The organism is Aureimonas phyllosphaerae, from assembly GCF_900113065.1.
In the GTDB taxonomy this organism is placed as follows: Bacteria; Pseudomonadota; Alphaproteobacteria; order Rhizobiales; family Rhizobiaceae; genus Aureimonas; species Aureimonas phyllosphaerae.
The window spans coordinates 1-19,948 of the sequence record NZ_FOOA01000030.1 but is presented as its reverse complement, the minus strand read 5'-3'; the positions used below and the strand labels follow the sequence as shown (position 1 = coordinate 19,948).

General features: G+C 65.3%; 21 protein-coding genes. 2 read left to right on the top strand and 19 right to left on the bottom strand.

The window, feature by feature from the left end:
• Positions 1-33: 33 nt before the first annotated feature.
• From BM175_RS20680 to BM175_RS20650, 7 genes are all read right to left on the bottom strand, one after another.
• On the bottom strand, positions 34-1,767 hold the full coding sequence (locus BM175_RS20680) for a hypothetical protein (RefSeq protein WP_090966506.1): 1,734 nt from the start codon (positions 1,765-1,767) through the stop codon (positions 34-36).
• A gap of 10 nt (positions 1,768-1,777) precedes the next feature.
• A complete protein-coding gene (locus BM175_RS20675) occupies positions 1,778-3,595 on the bottom strand; it encodes a hypothetical protein (RefSeq protein ID WP_090966504.1) in 1,818 nt (605 codons plus the stop codon).
• The gene (locus tag BM175_RS20670) at positions 3,595-5,088 is read right to left on the bottom strand and encodes a hypothetical protein (RefSeq protein ID WP_090966502.1); all 1,494 of its coding nucleotides are present in this window, start codon (positions 5,086-5,088) and stop codon (positions 3,595-3,597) included. Before BM175_RS20670 ends, BM175_RS20675 begins: the two co-directional genes overlap by 1 nt.
• Positions 5,089-5,099: 11 nt before the next feature.
• On the bottom strand, positions 5,100-5,675 hold the full coding sequence (locus BM175_RS20665) for a hypothetical protein (protein WP_090966500.1): 576 nt from the start codon (positions 5,673-5,675) through the stop codon (positions 5,100-5,102).
• On the bottom strand, positions 5,672-6,211 hold the full coding sequence (locus BM175_RS20660; protein ID WP_090966499.1) for a hypothetical protein: 540 nt from the start codon (positions 6,209-6,211) through the stop codon (positions 5,672-5,674). Before BM175_RS20660 ends, BM175_RS20665 begins: the two co-directional genes overlap by 4 nt.
• Before the next feature lie 91 nt (positions 6,212-6,302).
• Positions 6,303-7,259 carry a hypothetical protein gene (locus BM175_RS20655; RefSeq protein ID WP_090966497.1) on the bottom strand — a complete coding sequence of 319 codons (957 nt, stop codon included), beginning with the start codon at positions 7,257-7,259 and terminating at the stop codon, positions 6,303-6,305.
• Between the two features lie 200 nt (positions 7,260-7,459).
• A complete protein-coding gene (locus BM175_RS20650) occupies positions 7,460-7,687 on the bottom strand; it encodes a hypothetical protein (RefSeq protein ID WP_090966495.1) in 228 nt (75 codons plus the stop codon).
• A gap of 213 nt (positions 7,688-7,900) precedes the next feature.
• Between BM175_RS20650 and BM175_RS20645 the strand changes: the two genes are divergently transcribed.
• The gene (locus BM175_RS20645) at positions 7,901-8,473 is read left to right on the top strand and encodes a recombinase family protein (RefSeq protein ID WP_090966493.1); all 573 of its coding nucleotides are present in this window, start codon (positions 7,901-7,903) and stop codon (positions 8,471-8,473) included.
• Here the strand turns inward: BM175_RS20645 and BM175_RS20640 are convergent.
• The 11 genes from BM175_RS20640 to BM175_RS20590 form a co-directional block, all read right to left on the bottom strand.
• Positions 8,470-8,778, bottom strand: coding sequence for a hypothetical protein (locus BM175_RS20640; RefSeq protein ID WP_090966491.1), 309 nt, complete (start codon positions 8,776-8,778; stop codon positions 8,470-8,472). The genes BM175_RS20645 and BM175_RS20640 overlap by 4 nt on opposite strands.
• Positions 8,778-9,314, bottom strand: coding sequence for a hypothetical protein (locus BM175_RS20635; protein WP_175526954.1), 537 nt, complete (start codon positions 9,312-9,314; stop codon positions 8,778-8,780). Before BM175_RS20635 ends, BM175_RS20640 begins: the two co-directional genes overlap by 1 nt.
• 466 nt (positions 9,315-9,780) lie before the next feature.
• A complete protein-coding gene (locus BM175_RS20630) occupies positions 9,781-10,287 on the bottom strand; it encodes a hypothetical protein (RefSeq protein ID WP_090966487.1) in 507 nt (168 codons plus the stop codon).
• 9 nt (positions 10,288-10,296) lie between these two features.
• A complete protein-coding gene (locus tag BM175_RS20625; RefSeq protein ID WP_175526953.1) occupies positions 10,297-12,069 on the bottom strand; it encodes an AAA family ATPase in 1,773 nt (590 codons plus the stop codon).
• A 55-nt stretch (positions 12,070-12,124) separates the two neighbouring features.
• Positions 12,125-12,373, bottom strand: coding sequence for a hypothetical protein (locus tag BM175_RS22875; RefSeq protein WP_175526952.1), 249 nt, complete (start codon positions 12,371-12,373; stop codon positions 12,125-12,127).
• 24 nt (positions 12,374-12,397) lie between these two features.
• Positions 12,398-13,312: a hypothetical protein gene (locus BM175_RS22500; protein ID WP_139224740.1), complete on the bottom strand. Its 915-nt coding sequence runs from the start codon at positions 13,310-13,312 to the stop codon at positions 12,398-12,400.
• Positions 13,313-13,321: 9 nt separating this feature from the next.
• The gene (locus tag BM175_RS20610) at positions 13,322-13,576 is read right to left on the bottom strand and encodes a hypothetical protein (RefSeq protein ID WP_090966479.1); all 255 of its coding nucleotides are present in this window, start codon (positions 13,574-13,576) and stop codon (positions 13,322-13,324) included.
• A 194-nt stretch (positions 13,577-13,770) separates the two neighbouring features.
• Positions 13,771-15,039 (bottom strand): tyrosine-type recombinase/integrase, encoded by a 1,269-nt coding sequence (locus BM175_RS20605; protein WP_090966477.1) that lies wholly within the window; start codon positions 15,037-15,039, stop codon positions 13,771-13,773.
• 347 nt (positions 15,040-15,386) lie between these two features.
• Complete coding sequence (locus tag BM175_RS20600; protein WP_244546101.1) at positions 15,387-15,791, bottom strand: DUF4126 domain-containing protein; 405 nt, start codon at positions 15,789-15,791, stop codon at positions 15,387-15,389.
• 417 nt (positions 15,792-16,208) lie between these two features.
• Entirely contained in the window at positions 16,209-17,084 is an 876-nt protein-coding gene (locus BM175_RS20595; RefSeq protein ID WP_090966474.1) for an SDR family oxidoreductase, read from the bottom strand.
• A gap of 82 nt (positions 17,085-17,166) precedes the next feature.
• Complete coding sequence (locus BM175_RS20590; protein ID WP_175526951.1) at positions 17,167-18,297, bottom strand: L-dopachrome tautomerase-related protein; 1,131 nt, start codon at positions 18,295-18,297, stop codon at positions 17,167-17,169.
• A gap of 312 nt (positions 18,298-18,609) precedes the next feature.
• Here BM175_RS20590 and BM175_RS20585 point away from each other — a divergent pair, with 312 nt between their 5' ends.
• Positions 18,610-19,398 carry a hypothetical protein gene (locus BM175_RS20585; protein ID WP_090966472.1) on the top strand — a complete coding sequence of 263 codons (789 nt, stop codon included), beginning with the start codon at positions 18,610-18,612 and terminating at the stop codon, positions 19,396-19,398.
• A gap of 213 nt (positions 19,399-19,611) precedes the next feature.
• Here the strand turns inward: BM175_RS20585 and BM175_RS20580 are convergent.
• Positions 19,612-19,948: sugar phosphate nucleotidyltransferase (locus BM175_RS20580; RefSeq protein ID WP_244546100.1), on the bottom strand; the 337-nt coding region annotated here is incomplete at its 5' end.

Genomic DNA, 19,948 nt, shown 5'->3' with positions numbered 1-19,948 from the left:
GTTCGGGGTGGGAAAGCGGTTTGGTCTCGACCGTCAGGTCGCTTCCTCGTCGCTATCGTAGTGGATGACGAGCGAGGCGAGCCGGTGCGGACCGGGTCCTTCGCTCTCGAGCAACAGGCTGACGTGCGTCCCGCCGCCCATGACGGGGACCTGTCCGAGGCCGAACGTCGTCTGATTGAGGATGCCGACGACGTCCATCGCTTCGGGTGCGTTCGGATCGGTCGATACGGACAGGCGCCAGACGCCGTCCAGTGAGGCGTCGACGCCGGTCAACCGCTTCTGGCGAGCTGGAGCGTCCCCATCGAGGAACGGCAACCGAGCACGAGCCGGCGTGTCGTCGTACTCCCGCTTCGGGCCGGTCCCGCCGTAGGCCAAAATGCGATCCCCCGAGCGCACGTAGACACGCTGGCGGAAGACGACCGCGTCATCGACCACGAAGCCGGGACGGTAGACCGACCACGCGCTGACCGATGAGCCGGGGAAGTACGAGAACACGAAGATCCGGTCGCCGATCACAAGCCAGAAGCGGCTATCGCGCGGTTCGATCAGTCCGATCACGCGCTTCATGCCATTCTCGCCGAGCTCACTGAGGGCGTCAGTGACAAGATCGTCAATGGGCACGCCGATGTCGGTTGTGGCCGCGGCGTTCGAGCTGTCGCGGGCCCGGAGCGAGCGCAACCCGCTCTCGGCGAGGTAGAAAAGGTCGTTGTCGCCGAACTGCGTCATCGATCGAGCGCAGCCGGTGCCGGTGTTGTTCAAGACCTGCACCTGCTTGTTCAGGGCGGGATCCGGGTCGACGTACCAGACCTGGATCGTTCGCTCGGCGAAGATCGCAATGAACCCCTGGTACTTGGCGAGCGCCACGAGGTCCTCGGCGCCCGAACTCTCCGTCGAAAGGTCAATGAAGCCAGCCCCGGTCGCGTCCGTCTGCCATTCCGTCGGGCGCTGGATGCCGGAGAAGTGGAGGTTGCTGTCGGACAGCGAATAGACCTTCGAACCGACCGTCTTCACGAAGGAGCCGGGCACGAAGACCGTTGACGGATCCGCGCCACCGGCCATTGCGGCAAAAACGGTGGTGATCTGAACGTTGTCGCTGTCACCCGAGACCGACAGGCCGTAACCGTTGGCGGTCGTGCCGGCGGTGTCAGCAACGATGATGACGGTCGCGCCCCTGGAAGCGGCGGTGTAGTTCGGCTCCGATACGAAGCCGTTGATCGCGTCGGCGATCCGCTCAGCCGACGTACTGAAGTCGGCCGAAAGCGTGATCGGGCCGGGCGGAATGATCCGGACGCCGTTGATCGTGATGAATTCGATCGCCGCCGGTTCGATCACCCGGGTCAGTGTGAAAGAGACGCGCGCCCGACCGTCGTACCAATCATCGACCCGCACGCCGTCGTAGAAGTGAACCCGGCTGCCGTCCGAAAACTCACCGACGACATAGAGCTTGCCGGCATACAAGTCGGCAGACAGGACCTGCTCGAGCTGCACGTCGTCAACATGCTGCAGGCGCTGATAGCGGACGCCGGCAGGCATGGCAGGCGAGGCCTCGGCGTCGCCGAAAACCACAAGCCCGGTCTTGTCGTAGGCCAGACCGGTCGTTCCGGTCGGCAGGGTATGCGAGAGGACGAACGCCGCGCGTTGCTCGAACTCGCCGCCACGGTTCACATGGCCATCGGTCGCCTCGATGAGTGTGCCGCCTTGGGTCGTCTCGGGACGGCGTCGCGTGTCGAGACCGCCGGTGAACTCGCGGATCCAAATGCTTCCCATCGCTTCGTCCTCACGTCCCGTAGTCGCGCATCACGGCGTCCATGAACTCCTGATCGGTCATAGGCGCCTTCTTCGGCTTCTGCTCGGGCTGCGCGCTCTGCATGATCGTGTCGATCAGCGCGCCGAGCGAGAAACCTGTCTTCGACAGCCCCGCTGGCGCGCTCGTCTCGGTGAACTCGCCGCGGCCAAGCAGCGCCTGCGCGATGTCTTCGTGTGCGGCGTTCCGGCGCGCCGTGCTGATCCCACCCGTCACCTTGTCCAGCACGTTCGCAGCGGCATCGCCGAAGTTCAGATTGCCAACCGAGCGAAGCGCGCCGGCGCCCTTGGTGCCGGGCCCGTTGATTTCCTTTTGCGCGGCCTGCACGGCGGCCGTCTTGGAGTTGGCGAGCGCCATGTTCTCCGTCTCGGCCATCGCGCGTTCGTTATCGAGGATCTTATAAAGCTGGTCGACCTTGTCGCGTCCGAACAGCGTCGACAGCCGATCGTAGTTCCAGTCGCTCTCGCCCTTCAGGACGCTGTTCAACGCGGCCCGGTCGTTCAGCTTCGTCCCGACAAGACGGTCGATCTCGGCTCGAGCGCCTTGACTGAGACGGAACGCAACGCCGGACGGGCCAACGACAGAACCGCTCGGGTTCGCGCTGGCGGCGACCTCGTCGCGCAGCTCGGCCGGGCGCGGCGCCGTTCGCCCGTTGTCGAGAACGGTCTGCCCGCGCTCGATGGCGTCGCGTTGGCGGCCAAGTTCCGAGTACTGCGAGTCTATCCGTTTGATGTCCGGAACCGCCTCGCCGAGAATCTCGTCCAGTTGCGTTCGAACAGCGCCAAGGACGCGACGCACGTTGCCGTCCTGTTCGCCGTCGAGCATGCCGTCGATCGCCTGCCGCGTCTGGTGAAGCGTGGCAGCGTTCCGGTCGAGGACGGGGCCGGTCGGTGCGCCGGCGACGGGCGGCGGCGCGTCGGGGTCCGGCACCTCGTCAAGCATCGACCGAACGGACTTCAGCTTCGTCTGCGCATCCCCACGGAGCCGGCCGATATCGGCGTCCATCGCGTCGGCAACGGGCTTCGTGTCGACCGGACCGGCCCCTTCAAGCGCCTTGTCGTATTCCGGCCCGAGGGTCCGCATGTTTCCCTTCACCTCCCGCTCCACGTAGGACGGGACGGGCGCGGGGCCGAGAGTCTCGTCGAGGGCTCCCGTTAGCCGAGCAGGCGCTTCCTTCTGACGCGCGCGAAGCGCATCGACGACGGTGTCCTGCGCGCGGCCGGGTGTCGTCGCCAGCGCGGCCGTCTTGTTGCGAAGGTTCGGGCCGAGATCCGCCACTGTTCCGGCGGGGCCGAGTTCCTGGACGCGGCTTGCGACCTCGCCGATCGGAACACCGTCCGCCTTCAGAGCAGATCGAACAGCTTTTGGAACCGCTCGACCGGCCCCGTCCAGAACGGTCGATCCAGCGCGCGGGAAGGCGCTGCCGGTGACGATGCCGGCAAGGCCGAGCACATCCCGCATCCCTTCGTCCGACATGGGATCGACCTCGCCGCGAGCAACCTTCTCGGGGAGCCGAAGAGCGTCGAACGTGTCGGAGATGATCGTCGGGACGGACCACTGCCGCGTTCCGTCGCTCATCTTCGTCAAAGGAAGCAGCGCACCCTCGTAGACCGCAGTCGGAGCGGCGGCCTTCGCCGGCGCTGCTTCTGGCGCGGGTTCAGCCGACACGTCAGCGGCAGGCGTGGGCTGTGCGCCCTGCGACGATCGTAGCGCGGCAAGCGCACCTTCGGCATTCGCGCCGGTGACACGGTATCGCTTGCCGTCGGGGCCTGTGATCTCGAAAGTCGGCATCAGTCGATCGCCTGAATGGAGTAGCCGTCAATGATCTGCGGGAGCGCCGGCTTCTTAATATCGCCGCCCGCGTGGATCTTGTCGTAGGCAGCGCCCGAGACGCCGCGCACGGCCTTCAGGTAGGTTGCGAACTGGTTCCGCTTCGACTGCGTGACCGTCGCGGCCTCTCCAGGCACCGGGATCAGCTCGAGCAGCTTGCGTTCATATTCCTGTTCCGTGACGGCCGCGCCCGACTGCGTCATGAGCTGGAAGGGCAGCGTGGTCCGCAGATCCTGGTAGAAGGTCTGGCCGCTCTCGGTCATCTGGCCGACAAGCATCGGCGCGGCCGCCACCGGCGCCTTCGCCATGAGGTTGAATAGGACGTAGTCTTGCGTCGTCGGAAGCTGCCCGGTGTCGAACGCCTTTAGCAGGCGATCGGTCGGCGCTTCGGCCATCGTGGCCGCATAGGCGTTGCGGTCCTGCGCTTCGGTCGTCTTGCCAAACCCGGTCGCCTCCGTGCCGCCAGTGAGCTGGCCGGTGTAGGTGCGGGAGCCCTGCGGGAGCGGCTGCTTCGTCGACGTGTCGAGGTACTGGTTCGTCGCCCGATCGAACACAGCGATGCCGCCGGTGCCGTCCGGCCCGATCCAGTTCTCCACCTTCGGCGCCGGATCGGAACCCTTGTTCTGGACCGGCTGCGCGCCGGTACGGACGGCTTCTCCGGGCGACATGAAGACCAGCTTGCCTTCGGGCCCGAGCGCCTCGACAGGCGTCTTGTCGCCCATGATCGCGTCGACGAGGTTCTGATCGGTCAGCAGACCGCCCTCACGCAGACCCCGTCGCTCTTGGCCCTGCACTTGGCTGTCAGTCGGGGCCATCTTATCGACGACGAACTGCTGCTGCTGCTCGACCGGCATGGCCGCGATGATCTGCGCGAGCTGCTGGCTCTCCGTGAGCGGCGCCGCGCTGCCGTCGAGCTGCGAGGGAAGGCCGGTTGCCGCGGCCGTCTGCGCCGGCAGGAACGTTCGCGCGCCCTGCGCGACGGTCACGGGCTCGGCGTAGAGGCGCTGGAGCGCGCCGGCCTCCTGCATGCTGCGGTCCTGCAGCGCGCGGGCGTTATCAGCCTCATTGGTCGCCAAGGCGCGGACGTTGTCAGCCGTGTTGTTCTCGCGCGAGGCCGCATAGCTGCGGTCGGAGCCGTAACGCGACGCGGCGGCCGACACGTCCTGACCGCGCCGCGTCGTCGCGTCGGCCTGGTTGATCGAATAGAAGCTCTTGTCGGGCGTGTAGAGCCCGCCGAGCACGCCCATGCGATCAGCCGTGGCCTGATCGTAGCCCTCGGATTTGCTGTAGTCGAAGAGCTCGGCCAAGCGCGCTGCCTGCTCGCGTTCTGCGCTCGCCCGAGCCCATCCCGCAGCGTCTGCGCCGGACGGCGGCGCGAAGGCTGCGGCGAGGTTCTCGAAGGCCTGCCCGATCTGCGGGTTGTTGTAGAATTTCGACGACTTGATGCTCCCCATGACGCGATCTCCTACTGGACGTGTTCGCCGAGTCGGCGCTGGCGCCGCTCGGCCGCCTGAATGGCGACGAGGCGAGCAACCAAGCCACCGTTCTCGGTAATTCGCCGGCGACGCTCGGCGGCATCGAGCTGGTCCGCCAAGAGCGCGATGATGTCGAGGCGTTCGCAGAAGAGGCGGTTGGCCCGCTCGACATCAGCCACGGCGGGCGGCTGTTCGAGCATCTGGACGACAGCCGAGACGCTGGCCATGCCAAGTGCGAGATCGTCCGGAATGACGCCGCGGGGGCTAGCTTCCGTAAGGCGCATCCATGCGGGGTGCACGGCCTCGCGCAACGCGCGGAGCGTCTGGGGAGCGGCCGTCGCGAGATCCTTGCGCGGGATCGCCGCTAGGATGGTCCGCAACGCCTGGACCGTCTGCGCGACCGGATCGGCGCCGCTGGCTACCGCGCGCATCAGATGCGTTGCGTAGAGTAGCGGCACTTCGGGCATCACTTCGACGCCCAACGCGGGGCCGAACCCAAGATCGGCTGTCAGCGCGACAAAGTCGGCGGCCTGGTCGCTTGCGATGGAATTGTCGTTGGCGGTCATGGCGTCAGTCCTCGGTCGTTCGACCCGAAGTTGGCTGGCAGATGCAAAAGATCGTGGATCGTTGCCGCGAACCGGCGGGAACGGCCTAGCCGCGCTCGCACGTCCTGAATCAGGACCGTCGAATGAAGCTGGTTGCGCCAGACCCGGGCGAGGTCACGCAGGTTCTGTGCGCCAGCATCCTGTGGTCGCTCTGCAGGAAGTTGTGACCAGCGAAGCACCAGCGCCTGCCAGGTCTGGAACATCAAAGCGATGTCGTTCCGGTCGAAGTTCTTCGGCAGGAAGGTGTAAGCGTGACGCTCAACGATATTGAGTGCGTCCTCGACGTCGGACAAATCCGCTGGCGCGAGGGCGACATTCGACATCGAGCCGCTCTCGAGCCACATCGCGATCTGGGCAAGCGAGTGTGCCGTCCGGTTGGGATCGGCAGCAAGCCGTGCTTCCTTGACGATCTCAAAGACGCGGTTCCCGTGGGAGTCGCGGTCGGTCTTCTCGGGTGCACGCAGCTCGCGTGGAATTCGGGTCTGCAGGTTCGGCATCGGACGCCTCCTTGTTCAGGCATCCTCGCGCGGTCGTCATTACGTTCCAACGGCACGAAATGTGCAGTGAAACGTCGAGCGAAACTCCCCTTTAGTGCCGTTCCCAGCGGGCGTCCGTGACCTCTCCGGTCTTCAGGTAGTTGAGAACGGCCTTGAGGAAGTTCCGGAAGTCCGCGTTCTCAGCGGCGATCCGATTGACACTGGCCCAATCCACTTCATCGCGCTCTCGGGCCGGAATGAGGATACGTCCGGATCGTGGATCCTCCGGGTCGAGCTTGATGTAGCCGACACCATGCAGGGCGCACAACATTTCGAGCTCGCGCCAGGTCTCGTTTCCAATGACCTCGGTTGCGGCAAGGTACGATCGATTGGCCCACTGCGAGTTGGATACAGTCTGGAAGAAGGACTCCCGGATGTCATTCGCGCTCAAGCGCAGTTTGACCTCCACGGAAATCAGCCGCGCCTTGCGCGTCGGAAAGAGATTCGCGCATTCGCGGACCGTGTCGACCCAGTTGAGGTCCGGCACATACATCCCGACGACATCAGGATGCAGCCACATGTTGCCGTGCCGGCCGCGGCGGTTCGAACTCTTCGACTCGCTGATCCGCATGCTGACGACGGCCTCGACGTCCAGAAGGAACTCCTGAAGGTTCGGGTAGAGGTCACGCTCCAAAAGGTCTTCAGCCGAGCCAATCTCGTTGGCCGCTGCCTCCTTAAGCTCCTTGACGGTGTTGGAGGGCGCGGTCGGCGTTGCGGCGCTGCCAACGTCTTCCGAATATAGGGCGGAAAAGCGGATACCGTCTTCGGACTCTACGATGACCCGGGGGTCCTGTCGCTCGATGCTGTCTCGGAGCGCGTAGATCTCGCGCTCAAGCTGGTAGAGCACCGACCGTCCGGGGTTCTTGGCCTCATAGTCGCGTTTCTTCTGCGCGAAATGAGCGGAGTTAGCGGTGAGGATGCTCTCAGCGACTTCACGCGGATGGAATTGCCGGCCGGGATGGGCGACAAGAAACGCAGCGGCCAAGGATGCAGTCGTGATGCGGGCCATGCTGTCTCCCAATTCCCACGTTCACATGATCGTACATCACCCACGCCGTGTCTGGCAGTTCACTCCCGGGCCCAAAGTCCTCAGCGGCCGAAACTTTCTCCGGACCCGAGCGACCGTTCCGGCTGCAGCGTTCGGACATCCCCCACGGGGTGGGTCCAGGGTCGGGGAGGGTGTGGTTGGCGCGTCGCCCGCGGGCCAATCTAGCGCCGCAGTGATCGGCTGATATCGGTGAGGATGCCGAGCGCGATCCCGATACCGATCGTCATGATACCTTGATCAATCGCTGCACCTGACGTTGCCGACCCCAAGTATCTAGCGGCGGCTTCAGGGGTGCCGTTAATCGCCACGCCCACACCTGACACGAGCCGCATGCCGCCGAACGTGACTGTGATGAACGCGAGCACTCGACCGACGCTCGTGAAAAACATTCCTGCAACTCCTACTCATGCTGAACGCCACACCGCCTAGGCGAGTCGCACTACCGACGTAACCAACACGTGCGTTATCGCCCCGTTTGGGTATACGCGTGCGAGACAGCGCGGCGAGACGGCATTAGCGTCTCATATGGGTTGTATTTCGATATTCGAGACGATACGAAGGAAGGGTCTAGAAGCAAACGAGACACAACGGAGCGCCGGAACATGACGAACGCAACGAAGACCGGCCACCTATACGGCTACGCTCGGGTCAGCACGACCGATCAGGATCTGTCGATCCAAGAAGCCGCCCTTCAGGCTGCAGGCTGCACCGTCATTCGCTCCGAGAAGAAGACCGGCACGACGACGAAGGGCCGCGACGCGCTCCAGACACTGATCGAGTTCGCGCATGAGGGCGACACGATCGTCGTCACCCGCATCGACCGCCTGGCTCGCTCGATCGCTGATCTCGCCTCGATCGTTCGCGACCTTGAGGCGAAGGGCATCGCTCTGAAAGCGACGGAGCAGCCGATCGACACATCGACCGCGGCCGGCCGAGCCTTCCTTCAGATGCTTGGTGTGTTCGCCGAGTTCGAGACCGCCATTCGGCGTGAGCGTCAGATGGAGGGCATCGCCAAGGCCAAGTCCGAAGGCGTCTACAAGGGTCGGAAGCCTTCCATCGACGTCGTGAAGGTCCGAGAGCTGCAGGCGGCCGGCAAGGGCGCCACAGAGATCGCCAAGGCGCTCGGGATCGGCCGTGCCAGCGTCTACCGCGTCATGAGTGGAGCGTCGGCTTAGCCGAAGACGTCGCCACCGGCCGGCGCATCCGCGACGACCTCAAGCTCGAGCGGTGCCGCGTTGGACCGGGCGATCTGCATCTCCAGCGCACGCCGGGCCGATGCGAGCTCGGCGGCAGTCATGGACCCGTAGTCCTTATCGGCCAGCGGCTCGTCATGCCGGCGCGTGGCAGCGTCGCCCAAAACACCCCTCACGACGCTGGCGCGAGCCGTTGCGGGCGTCGCGGGACTGCGGAGCATCTGCAGAGCCACCGTCAGGGCTTCGCGCTCGGCCTCACGTCGCAGGTTGTCGAGTTCATCGTCCATTACCCGAACACTCCAATTCCGTCGGTCCACGCCTCGGCGAGTTCGTCCTGCCGATCAAGCGCACGCAGATGGGCTTGTGCGGCGGCCAGCTCGTCGTAGAGGGCCTGGACCCCGCTGCTCCGCGTTGGCGCCAGCGACAGCAAATCGGCCAGCGCCTGCCTGGCTTGGCGCTCGTGCTCCCGTGCCGCGGCCCGCTTCGCCTTCGACGTGGGGGCATGCGTAGCCTTCCACCGGTCGTAGCCCGCCCTGTCCTTCGACGACATGCGGGCGATGCGGTGCTCGCGCTTCTTGGCGCGCTGCTCCAGCGTCTGAAGCTTGCGGTTCAGCTTCTCGGCAGCGTCAGGCGCATTGCCCTTCGGCCAAACAGGCCGATGCCAGCGCCCGTCCCCGCGAGGGGTCTTTCCGCCATGCGCCCAACATTTTCCGTTTACCATCGCTCGGTTTCGGCACGGCTGACCCGTGTGCTTGGCCGTGGCAGAGCATCGCGGCGCGCGGGCGTTCAGAATCTTCAGGCGGGCGCACTGACGCCGCCCCATCTGCTTGAACCGCTCCGACTGGCACCATGCGAGGAATTTCGGGCTCAGTTTCCGCACGCCGGTATCCCTCCGCGATGCTGCGTAGATGCGTGCCTTTGAGGTATCGACCAATTGCAGGTGGAAGATCGAACCGACGCGACTGATGAAGACCGCCGTGGACGCGCTGTCCGCATCGCTTCTCGTTCGTTGATCTGGCCCCCATACCCAAGGGTGAACGGCCGGCGGCGCTCGCGGCGGCGCGCAAGGCCGTGCCCCCGTAGGGGGAGTAGTTTGCTGCACTTACCCTGCGCACCCGCAAACCCTTGGAGCGCAGGGAGTTTGCGGCAGTTTGCGCAGGCCTGCGCGCTGTTTGCAGCAGAGCAAGCTTGCTGCAATGATTTCAATGGGTTACGGGGAGTCTTGCTGCAGGGGCTGGGTAGTTTGCTGCACCCGGCGGGGTAGTTTGCTGCAGCCAGAAGGGCCGATCTCAATCGAAAACTCCTGCATTCCCAGCGTCCCTAGCGGACAATCTGTCCGCATCGATCCGCAGCCCATAGGTCGTCCGGCGCGACGCATCCTTCCCGATCGGGACGCTTCGGATCACGCCCGCAGCCTCCAGCCGCTCCACAGCCGCCACGACCTCGTCGGGCGTCCAGGCGACCAGCAGGTCAGGCTCGCGCTTCTTCAGGACGGTCGGCGCATAGTAGGGGCTCGTCTTCCCCGCCAGCACCATGCGCACGTCGGGATGAAGCGCGACGGCGTCTAGGATATCGCGTTCCACCCCGGCCTCGACCGACACGATCCCCGCTGTAAACGCGCCGGCTGCCTCAGCGTGGACCGGCGTGGATGAGGCGATGAGATCGAAGGCGCCGCGGTTCCAGCGCATCTTCAGTTTGGCGCCCTTGGCGCCGTAGTTCAGCTTCTTGCCCTCCAGTTCCCGGACGTTCCCGCTCGTCGTGCCGCTCGGGTACGAGAGATAGAGGCGCGATCGCACGGCGTTGGATCAGCCAGTCGACCCGGACGTTCCTTCCTTCGAGGCTTTGCCGGCCTGAGATGGATGGCCGAGCGCGATGACGGATCCACCGATCTCCGCAGCCAAACGGCCGAGCACGCCCTTCACGAAGGACGTGACTTGGGCTCGGTTCTGTTCCTCACCGGCGAAGATGTCGGCAATCGTGTCCATGATCACGACATCGGCGCGGAAGGCCAGCGCATCGGACCGCAACTGCTCCCACACCGCTTGGCGCTTCATCGCGCCCGAATGACGATCCCATAGTGCCATCAGGTTATCGGTGTTCCGCCGCGAGGCGATGCGCAGACGGCCGGCCGTATCAGCATGGGTGAGGCCGAGCGCGCGGAGGATGTCGGCGTGCCGACGCTGCAGCTCGTCCTCGCCGTCTTCGCAGAAGAAGCACATGACCCGCGCTTGCCGCGTCTCTTGGCCGAGCCAAGGGACGCCAGCGGCCGCGGCCACGGCATACTGGTGCATGAGCAACGTCTTGCCGATGCCGCCGTCGCCGTAGAGCAGCGTGACCTCGTGGCGTGGGATCCAGTCGCGAACCTCCCATTCCCGGGCTGGGATCGGCTTGTCGACCCACGCTTCAGGGTCGGTCCATGCGATCGACGTATCGGACAGCGCGAGGGACTTTACCGGCACCTCCGGGAACAGAGGTTCCTTCGCCGCAGCCTCGGCATCGAACCAAGGTGTCCACCTCGGAAACGCCCCGTCGGAAAGCCGCTCTGCTTGCTCCCACAACCATGTCGCGCCACGCCGGAACGGCGGCTTGCACCGGTCAAAATCGGATTCGGCGGTTTCGGCTAGTGCACCCGGCAGGACATCCTCACCAGCGCCCTCCCAACGTTCCGCCCATTCCGCGAAGATCGCGCGGCCCTCCGCTTCGTGCTCAGGGCCCAATGCCGCTTTGATCGCGTAGGCGATGTCGATGTAGGCGCCGCGCCCGAGATCGGCCGGGTTCGCCATCGCTTCGACGGCCTGACGCACGAACTTTAGCTCGCCGCGCAGGACGTTCTGATTCGCGGGGGCGGTGCCGTTGCCTCCCTCACGAGCGATCTCGCCAGCCGCCGGCAACATGCCACGCAGAGCATCCAGCAGCGCGACGAGATCCTCGGCGTTCACGATCGGGAGTTCGTCGAGTGGGGGCAGTGGCCGTTCCCACCGATACGGCCGACGCGTGCCGGGATGGATACCCTCGGCGACAAATTGGCGGCCGTCGGTCAGGATCTCGACGCGATCCAGCAACCGACCGCCCGCATCGCGCTCGCCGAACTCGACGCGGGCGTAACGGAACTCGCCCCGGACGCGCACCGGGAACAGGCCCTTCGGCTCGCGCCCAATGCGTAGAGGCAGAAGGCCGAAGCGTCGCAGTATCTCCAGGAAGATTAAACGGGCGTGATCGGGATCGCGGGCATCGGAGTCGATCGCGGCCAGCGTCAGACCGTTGCCTAGATCGCCGGTTCGAATGCCGACGCCGGCCCCGCTCGCTGCCCAAGCATCTAGATCACTCTCAACGGTCGTCCGGTTCTGCCAGACGAGACCACGCCAGAAGCCATCAGCGCCGCGGGTGCCAGGCGTTTTGCCTCGGCTGTCCTGCGGCGTGCCAAGCCTGCGCGCAAGCATGGACTTCGGAGAGATCTCCGCGTCGGGTGGCACGATCGGCAAGACGGTGCGATAGCCGAGCCGCCAGAGCCGATGAAACGGATCGTCCGGGTCACCAAGAGCCTTTCCAGACTCGTCGTCTTGCGCTAAGTTCCTCATGGCACATGCCTTATTGCGGCGCTGACGGATCGGACCCGTCGGCGCCGTTTCTGTTTCAGGGCTTGTTCTTGGTGTTGTCGACGACGAGGCGGAGCTTCGGCCAGCGGCGAGGCTTCGGTCTGCGATTGCAGAAATCGCGCAGGCTCGAGAGCGTAACGCCTTGCCGACCATTGACCTCCACGGCCACGAGAGGGCCGGATGTCCGGTAGCAACGCACCCATCCCTCTGAACGATCAGCCCAACGCGCGGCCTCGCCGATCGTCAGGTGGGCGTCGTGTTCGTCGCGGATCGTGGTTTGGCTCATGTCGCGCTCCTAGAGGTGAGGCGATCACGATGCGGTTTTCGCAGCTGCGTTTCGACGTGGCTTTTTGAGCGGCGGAACGTAAAGACCGCGACGGCTTGCTTCCTGACGCAAAGCATCGTGTTGCTGTTTGATGAGAGCGATACAAAGGTGGCGTACGGCTTCTCGGTCGTCGATTGCGGAGGCCTCTTGCCCGGCCTCCAACACCCATTGAGCCAGCGCGCCAGAAGATGCGGCAACAGCGACAAGGTCGACATGGCGAGAGGGTTTGTATCCCGGTTCGGCCTTCAAGCGAGCCCAAGCTTTCGACACGATCCGGAGTTGCAGGAATGCCTGGACGGCGAGCGCCCTCACCCTGACGTCCGTGACGCTGGAGTTCGTTGAGCCGATCGGCCGAAGATACGCCTTTAGGGCGTCTCGGACGTGCCACGGTTGCGCTTTCCCGTCCTCGACAGCAGTTGGAACGCCTCCTCGCGCAAGTGTGGCTGTTGCCTCAAGATCACCTCGGCCCGGGCCGACGTAAATGCCAACGAGGCCGAGCACTACGCGGGAGCGAAGGGCGAGCCGCGCAGAGGTCTCTTCGCCGCGTCGCTTCTCTGTTTCCTTCGATTGCCGCCGTATGCTGGCAACACGGGCGTCCTGCCGTAGGCAGTGGTCCATGAGACTGGCGAAGCGATCTATAAGGCGGCCTGGGATCCGATCGACGTCCATTCCGCCGAGCAGATCAACCAACTCGGTCTCGGCGAGTTGCCGGGCGAACTCGGTTTGCGATTGGGAGCGTTGCGCGTGCCGTGTGAGAACGCCGGCCTCGTGCTCTGTCAGGTCGGATATTGGAACTGCATGTAGCCTTCCCCAAGTCGGGATGGCGTCTTCTTCCTCCTGTTCTACCCGGAGACACTCTGTGAAGAAGAACAGGAAACTACGCGGATGGGGCGTCAACATCAGACCGCCTCAAGCGCGCTGCGCAGTGGCGAGCCACGCGCGGTAAGCGGCCACCGTCGAGCGCGGCCGGCCCTCGATGTAGATGGTTTCGGGGCCTCGCCCCTCGCGGCGCCACTTTTTGAACGCCTCGACCGAGAAGCCGCTGTGTAGCGACTTCTGCTTATCAGTCAGCAAAGCGTTGTCGGGCAGGTCGGAGAGGTCCGGAACGCGCGCAACACGTTTTCGAGCCTCGGTTCCAAGTATCGATTCCAGCACTGCGGACATGTGCGCCTCGCTTCATCCGTATCGTTTGTCTGTCACTGTTGTGAACAAACATACGAATGCACGGCGGTAACGCAATATACCTCAAATTCTAGAGGCAGTATTTGCCTATATCACTCCATTCCGAATGGAGTTACACACTCTGCGCTGCTTAGTCTGAATCGACGTTTGCGCGCAAAATGCGCCCAAAACTTTTTTCAGCCGAACACCCCCTCTCCCGCTTCGACTGTCCGCCGGCGCTGCTCTTCGGCTACGATCTTCGCGACGTGCGCGGCCCACGCTTCGAACGCCGCGCGCAGCTTATCCTCGGCGCCGTCGCGATCGTAGATCACCAAGAGCTCGGCCCTGGCATGGCCGATGGCCCGTTCCGCGAGCTCCGTGTCGAACCCGAGGCGGGACAAGCCCGTGCGGAACGTCCGCCTGATGTCGTGGATCAAGAACTCCGACCCGACCGCCGTGTTCGCCGCGCCCGTGATCTGCGTCCACCCGGATATGAGGCCGCCGGTCCGCGGCGACGCGAACACGAGATCGGACCGCGAATCCACCGGGCACGCCACCAGCAGCTCGGCCAGCGCTTTCGTGATGGGGACGTCATGCCCCCTGCCCTGCTTCGTGAAGGCGGCCGGCAACCGGATCACCTTCTCCTTCTTGTCGATCATCGCTCGCGTCAGACCCGCGCCCTCGCCACGACGGCATCCGGTCAGGATCCAGAACCGCCACAGGCGGCCGTTGACCGTTGAGGGATCACTCGCCAGCCAGAGCCGCGCGACCTCGGCATCGGATAGGGCCCGGCCGTGCTCCGCCTTCGCCACGCGGTCAGCGCGCGTCGCACGCTCCTTGCGATGGCCGGCCAGCGGGTTGGTCGGGATCGCCTGTGCCTTCGCGACACACCACGTCAGGAAGGCTCGGCAGCGCGCCCGGTAGTCTCTCGCTGCACCAGGCTTGCCGGCCGCCTCAAGCTTCTCGATCACCCGTGCGAACTCGGCACCTGAGATGCCGCGGATGTCGCGCGCCAAAAGATGGGCCATCTTCGTGCGGAGGTTCCGGCAGTGCAGTTCCGCACCCACGTACTTCCGGCGCTGCAGGTCGGCCTCGTAGCGATCGATCAGGTCCGAGAGCTTGGCCTTGTCCGCTTCCCGGGCGGCCTTGCGCTCGGCCAGCGGATCGCCACCGTGCGCGATCTTGCCAAGCGTCGCCCGCGCCAGATTGCGTGCATCGCTGGCCGTCTTCAGGGTGGCTGGCGTCCCGATCTTCATTCGCTTGAAAACGCCCCCGCGACCGGACCCGGCCGGGCGATAGGCGATGATCCAAGACCTCCCGTTGGGTCGAACGCGGAGCCCGAAGCCGGTCACGATGGTATCCCAGAGGACGACGTCTGCCTTGTCCTTCGGCAGCTCGAAATTGCGGATGACAGCATCCGTGAGGCGGAGTTTAAGCAACGTAGGTTCTTCCTGTGGGCAGCACATGGGCAGCACCGTTTGCGTATCCGCAATAACCTACCTGTAACCCCTCATACTCCGCAAGTGCATGATTTGTAACTGACAAATTGTCCGTTCCGTACCTCTCTATAACCCCCTGTAACCCCGGCCCGATAAACTTGGTAATGGAGAGGTCGAGAGTTCAATCCTCTCTCGCAGCACCATTTTCCTGGGCCGACGGCCGGGTCGGGCGACACCACTCCTTCGAAGCCTCTGAAGCGACGAGCCGTCTCCGGCACGGATCGATGATGGTGACCTACGTCCGATTTCTGCGCGACGTTTCTGCTGCAATGGACGAGCCGAAACGTCCGGGATTGGATCGTCCGCGATGATCTTCACGTCTTGCGGGAGACGATCGCCCGCGCGAGCGCGGCGACGGCGGCGTCTTCGACAAGCCCCGTGCGCGTCTGGCCGAAGCGGGCGATGGCTCGCTTTCGAATCGCGAGGCCGAGGAACGAGCCGCCGATCGCAGCGGCGACGGCGATCGCGGCACCTTCCGCGCGGCGGCCGGGTTCTGCAAGGACTGCGCCGGCAAATGCTGCCGTCATGCTGCGGGCGAGGAGGCCGGCGGCGACGGTGCGGTCCGGTGCGGTCCGCATCTTGTCGCCCGCCATCTCACCGCCGGCCAGCGCCATCGCGCCGGTCGCGACCAGCGGTACGGAGAGAAGCCGGACGCCGGGAACCGACGTCGGAAGAGCCCCGCGTCGCGCCGCCGCGGCGAGAACGGCAAGGGGCGTCATGGCGCGCTGTCCGGCCACGAGGCCGATGAGAAGAGGGGCGAGCATAGGGACCTCGAAAGCGGTAAGCAGGTCTTTCTCCAACTCCTCCAGCCTGCGGTTGGGTTCCGGTGATTGCGGATTTTCGAGATGGGCAATGGGCTTGTCGTGCCCTCCCCGCCGGGTTTCTGCCCCTATTGCGTCCCCTACGCCCGAATCTATCGGGAATGCGGGTCGGCCGACGCGCCATCCGCTGCGATTCGATGACGCAAATCGCTTGCCGATGCGGCACGCAAAGGCCCGTTCGATCCGATGACCGTAGAGACGCTTGCGCCCTGCCGTCTCCCTCGGCGATGCGATCGAGCCTCGTGGCGCTCTTCGATCGCAGGAGCATCACGGCGGAGCGACCGAAGCTCCCCCGTGATGCATCGTTACGTCGTGTCAGTACATCGGCATCCCGCCGGTGATCGGGATCACCGCACCGGACATGTAGCTGCCTTCGCGCGAGGCGAGGAGGACATAGGCGGCAGCCAGTTCCCCGGGCTGCCCGGCGCGACCGAGCGGCGTGTTCTGGCCGAGCGTCTCCAGCGTCTCCGCATCCTTGGCGATCGGCTGGATGGGCGTCCAGACCGGACCGGGTGCGACCGCGTTCACGCGGATGCCCTGGGGCGCGAGGAGATTGGAGAGCCCGATCGTCAAGCTGGAGATCGCGCCTTTGGTCGCCGCGTAGACGATCATCTTTTCGGTCGCGACCTTTGCCTGCACGCTCGTCGTGTTCACGATGGACGAGCCGGGCTTCATGTGCGGAACGGCCGCCTTGGCGAGGCGGATCATCGCGAACACATTGGCCTGGAAGGCCGCTTGCATCTCGTCGTCGTCGATGTCGGCAAGGTCCTCGTTGGTGGTCTGGGCCGCCGCGTTGTTGACGAGGATGTCGATGCCGCCAAACTCTTCGACGGTCCGTCCGACAAGCGACGCGCAGAGATCGCGATCGCGGATGTCGCCCGGCAGCAGCAGGCAGCGTCGGCCTGCCTTCTCGACGAGAGACCTGGTATCGTCGGCGTCGGCCTGCTCGTCCGCAAGATAGGACACGGCAACGTTCGCGCCCTCGCGGGCATAGGCGATCGCGACCGCCTTGCCGATACCGGAGTCCCCGCCGGTGATCAGGGCGACTTTCCCCTCGAGCAGCCCCTTACCGATATAGGTCTCCTCGCCGTGATCCGGCTTGGTGCGCATCTCGGTCTCGAAGCCGGGCTTCGGCTGGGGTTTCTCGCCGGGAAAGCTCGTCGGCTGGCTGGTGCGCGGATCATCGTTCATGCGGGACGTCTCTCGGTTCGGATTGCGGGAGAAGAACGGGGCTTGCGCGAGACCGATCCGCACACGCACGTGATGCGTCGTCTCAGCGCACGATGCGCCAGAGCTGCGTCGGCAGCGCGGCCGGCGCGTCCGGCTTGAAGAAGGCGCTGTCCTGGATCCGAGAGGTCGTGACATAGACCGTGCCGTCCGGTCCCTCGGACAAGGTATCCGGCCAACGCAGGCGCTCGTCCTCCACGAGGATGCGGGGCTCGCCAGACGCTCCGGCCGAAAGATCGCGGATCTTGACCGCATCGTCCTGCGGGGCGGTGACATACATGTCGCCGCTGTCGCGCCCGATAAGGAGGCCGTCGGCAACGCCGTTCCGGCCGAAAGCCTCGACCTTCTCTGAAAGGTCGACGGTCCCATCCAAGGCCGCCACCAGCGCCGCCGTTTCGATCCGGTACAGCGTGTCGCCCTTGATGGCCTGCCAATAGAGGTGCCGACCATCCTTCGAAAGAGCGATGCCGTCGGCCGAGAACTCGACGCCGCGCCCGTCGGGTCGACGCAGCGGCCTGCCGTCCGCTTCCACGACAAGGCCCTTCTTGACCTGTGTCGAGGGATCGCCGTCGAGGACGCGCACCGCCTTCCCGCTTTCGAGGTCGACCACGACGAGCGCGCCCTTCGCGCCGCTATCGGTGATGAAGGCGTGGCGTCCGTCGGACGAGAAGCGGACGTCGTTGAGATAGGAGCCCTGAGGGGCGACGCTCTCGTCGAAGGCGATGGTCCTCGTCGCGGTATCGGAGGCGAGGTCGAGGCGCACGAGCTTGGGCGCGCCGGGCACAAGGAGGCTCTGCGCCGGGGCACCGGCATCCAGCGCCCAGATCGCGCCGCGCCCGTCGGCGACGACGCTCTGGACGCAGACGAAGTGGTCCCCGGCGGACAGATCGTCCTTGCGCGCGTTGCGCCAAGCATTCCACTCGTCGTTCGGATAGGGCCTGATCGAGCCGTCCTTGCCGACCTCGGCGACGGAAACCGGCGAGTCCTCCGTCCAGCGCGGGAAGTTGACGAAGATGCGCCCATCCTGCGCGACGGTGACCCCGGTCACCTGGTGGGGAAAGTCGGCGACCTTTTCGATTCGCGCTTTCGCGTCCTGCGCAAGCGATATCGCCGGGACAAGGAGCAGGACGGAGGCGGACAGCGCGGAAGCTGCAAGACGCGACAGGGAAGCTGGCATGGGGATCTCGGGGTCGAGGCCGGATCGCCGGCCGTGAATCTTGATCCCCGAACGCGCGACCCGCAGAAACCGACCGATCGAAAGGCTGTCGGCGGTCGTTCTTTCATCAGCCGGCTGACGACCGGCGCCGCACCGCCCCGCCCAACGCAAGGCGTGGATCGTTCGGCGCTTACCGTTCACAAGCCGGGCTTCGCGTCGCCCCTGAGGCCGAATGCCGCTGGACGCACGGTGGCAGGAGCGAAGGCGCGCGGCGTCTGCTACCGGGGCGGTCGGGGTTCGTCTGGCGACATCCCGAATCCAAGGGGAAGAGCCATGTCGATCGTCTCGCCGGACTGGATGCAACCGGCGCCGGGCCTGCGGCTCCTCAAACGCACGGCAGGTGCGATCCGCCACATCCAGATCTTCGGCCAGCGCTGCTCCGGAACGCACGCGATCGTCCGGACGATCGAGGCGAACTTCGGCATCGAGGCGCGAACCGAAGCCTACGGGTTCAAGCACTGGTTCGTGCCGGATCAGGTCCTGTTCAGGGACGATGTCCTGGTGCTTGTCATCGCCCGCAACGCCTTTGATTGGGTCCGCAGCCTGCACCGGCAGCCATGGCACGCGCATCCCGACATGAAGTCGCTCGCCTTCTCGGACTTCGTGCGCTCGCCCTGGCATTCCTACTGGGACGACGAGTTCTGGGGCATCACGGAACGCCATCCGCTTCGTGGGCAGGAGATGATGCACGAGCGCGATCCCGCAACCGGCCTGCGCTTTTCCAGCCCGATCGCCAAGCGGACCGCCAAACTGCGCCATTGGGCGGAGTTGCATTCGCGGGCGCCGAACCTCGCCCTTCTCTCGCACGACCTTCTGCAGAGCGACGCGCGGCGCGTCGTCGAGGTGCTTGCCGCCGCGACCGGTCTGCCGACCTCGCCGGACTTCAATCCGGTCTGGTCCTATAAGGGCAACGGCAACCGGGTCTTCGAGCCGACTCGCTACGACGCGCTCTCCCCGGAGGATGCGCAGTGGATCGCTGGCGAAATCGACCCGGACGTGGAAGCGCTCTACGGGCTTCCGACCACGGCCGGCGAAGTGGCGGAGGCCGCAAGAGCGGCATGACCTGTCGTGGCGCAGGGACCGGATTCGGGTTCATTCCCGTCGGTTCAGCCCGAAGCGGTTGGGGTGGCGCTCGGCGGCCGTTGCGCCGCTCTACGGTTCATCCAAGCGAGAGGGGCCAGCCCGCGCGCGCGTTCTCAAGCAATACCCGGCCCTGTCTTGCGGCCGGTCCTGATACCTTGCGGGCGTGCCAGCGCACAAGCCGGGTGGTGTCGGTCAGTCGCGGGACTGCCGGGCGATCTTCTGGAGGTAGATGCCGTAGGTGCTCTTGCCGAGTTCCCGGCCGAGGCGCTCCAGCTGGTCGGCGTCGATGAAGCCGAGGTTGAAGGCGATCTCCTCGGGGCAGGCGATCTTGAAGCCCTGGCGGTGCTCCAGCGTGCGCACGAACTCGGCCGCCTCCAGAAGCGAGTCCGGTGTGCCGGTGTCGAGCCAGGCAAAGCCCCGCCCCATGCACTGGACGCTGAGCGAGCCCTCTTCGAGATAGATCCGGTTGAGGTCGGTGATCTCGAGCTCGCCGCGCGGCGAGGGCTTGAGGCCGCGCGCCAGCTCCGAC

Bases quoted from the DNA above. Each gene is read 5' to 3' on its own strand.
- BM175_RS20680 (WP_090966506.1), bottom strand. From the start codon at position 1,767: ATGGGAAGCATTTGGATCCGCGAGTTCACCGGCGGTCTCGACACGCGA.
- BM175_RS20675 (WP_090966504.1), bottom strand. From the start codon at position 3,595: ATGCCGACTTTCGAGATCACAGGCCCCGACGGCAAGCGATACCGTGTC.
- BM175_RS20670 (WP_090966502.1), bottom strand. From the start codon at position 5,088: ATGGGGAGCATCAAGTCGTCGAAATTCTACAACAACCCGCAGATCGGG.
- BM175_RS20665 (WP_090966500.1), bottom strand. From the start codon at position 5,675: ATGACCGCCAACGACAATTCCATCGCAAGCGACCAGGCCGCCGACTTT.
- BM175_RS20660 (WP_090966499.1), bottom strand. From the start codon at position 6,211: ATGCCGAACCTGCAGACCCGAATTCCACGCGAGCTGCGTGCACCCGAG.
- BM175_RS20655 (WP_090966497.1), bottom strand. From the start codon at position 7,259: ATGGCCCGCATCACGACTGCATCCTTGGCCGCTGCGTTTCTTGTCGCC.
- BM175_RS20650 (WP_090966495.1), bottom strand. From the start codon at position 7,687: ATGTTTTTCACGAGCGTCGGTCGAGTGCTCGCGTTCATCACAGTCACG.
- BM175_RS20645 (WP_090966493.1), top strand. From the start codon at position 7,901: ATGACGAACGCAACGAAGACCGGCCACCTATACGGCTACGCTCGGGTC.
- BM175_RS20640 (WP_090966491.1), bottom strand. From the start codon at position 8,778: ATGGACGATGAACTCGACAACCTGCGACGTGAGGCCGAGCGCGAAGCC.
- BM175_RS20635 (WP_175526954.1), bottom strand. From the start codon at position 9,314: ATGGGGCGGCGTCAGTGCGCCCGCCTGAAGATTCTGAACGCCCGCGCG.
- BM175_RS20625 (WP_175526953.1), bottom strand. From the start codon at position 12,069: ATGAGGAACTTAGCGCAAGACGACGAGTCTGGAAAGGCTCTTGGTGAC.
- BM175_RS22875 (WP_175526952.1), bottom strand. From the start codon at position 12,373: ATGAGCCAAACCACGATCCGCGACGAACACGACGCCCACCTGACGATC.
- BM175_RS22500 (WP_139224740.1), bottom strand. From the start codon at position 13,312: ATGTTGACGCCCCATCCGCGTAGTTTCCTGTTCTTCTTCACAGAGTGT.
- BM175_RS20610 (WP_090966479.1), bottom strand. From the start codon at position 13,576: ATGTCCGCAGTGCTGGAATCGATACTTGGAACCGAGGCTCGAAAACGT.
- BM175_RS20605 (WP_090966477.1), bottom strand. From the start codon at position 15,039: ATGTGCTGCCCACAGGAAGAACCTACGTTGCTTAAACTCCGCCTCACG.
- BM175_RS20600 (WP_244546101.1), bottom strand. From the start codon at position 15,791: ATGACGCCCCTTGCCGTTCTCGCCGCGGCGGCGCGACGCGGGGCTCTT.
- BM175_RS20595 (WP_090966474.1), bottom strand. From the start codon at position 17,084: ATGAACGATGATCCGCGCACCAGCCAGCCGACGAGCTTTCCCGGCGAG.
- BM175_RS20590 (WP_175526951.1), bottom strand. From the start codon at position 18,297: ATGCCAGCTTCCCTGTCGCGTCTTGCAGCTTCCGCGCTGTCCGCCTCC.
- BM175_RS20585 (WP_090966472.1), top strand. From the start codon at position 18,610: ATGTCGATCGTCTCGCCGGACTGGATGCAACCGGCGCCGGGCCTGCGG.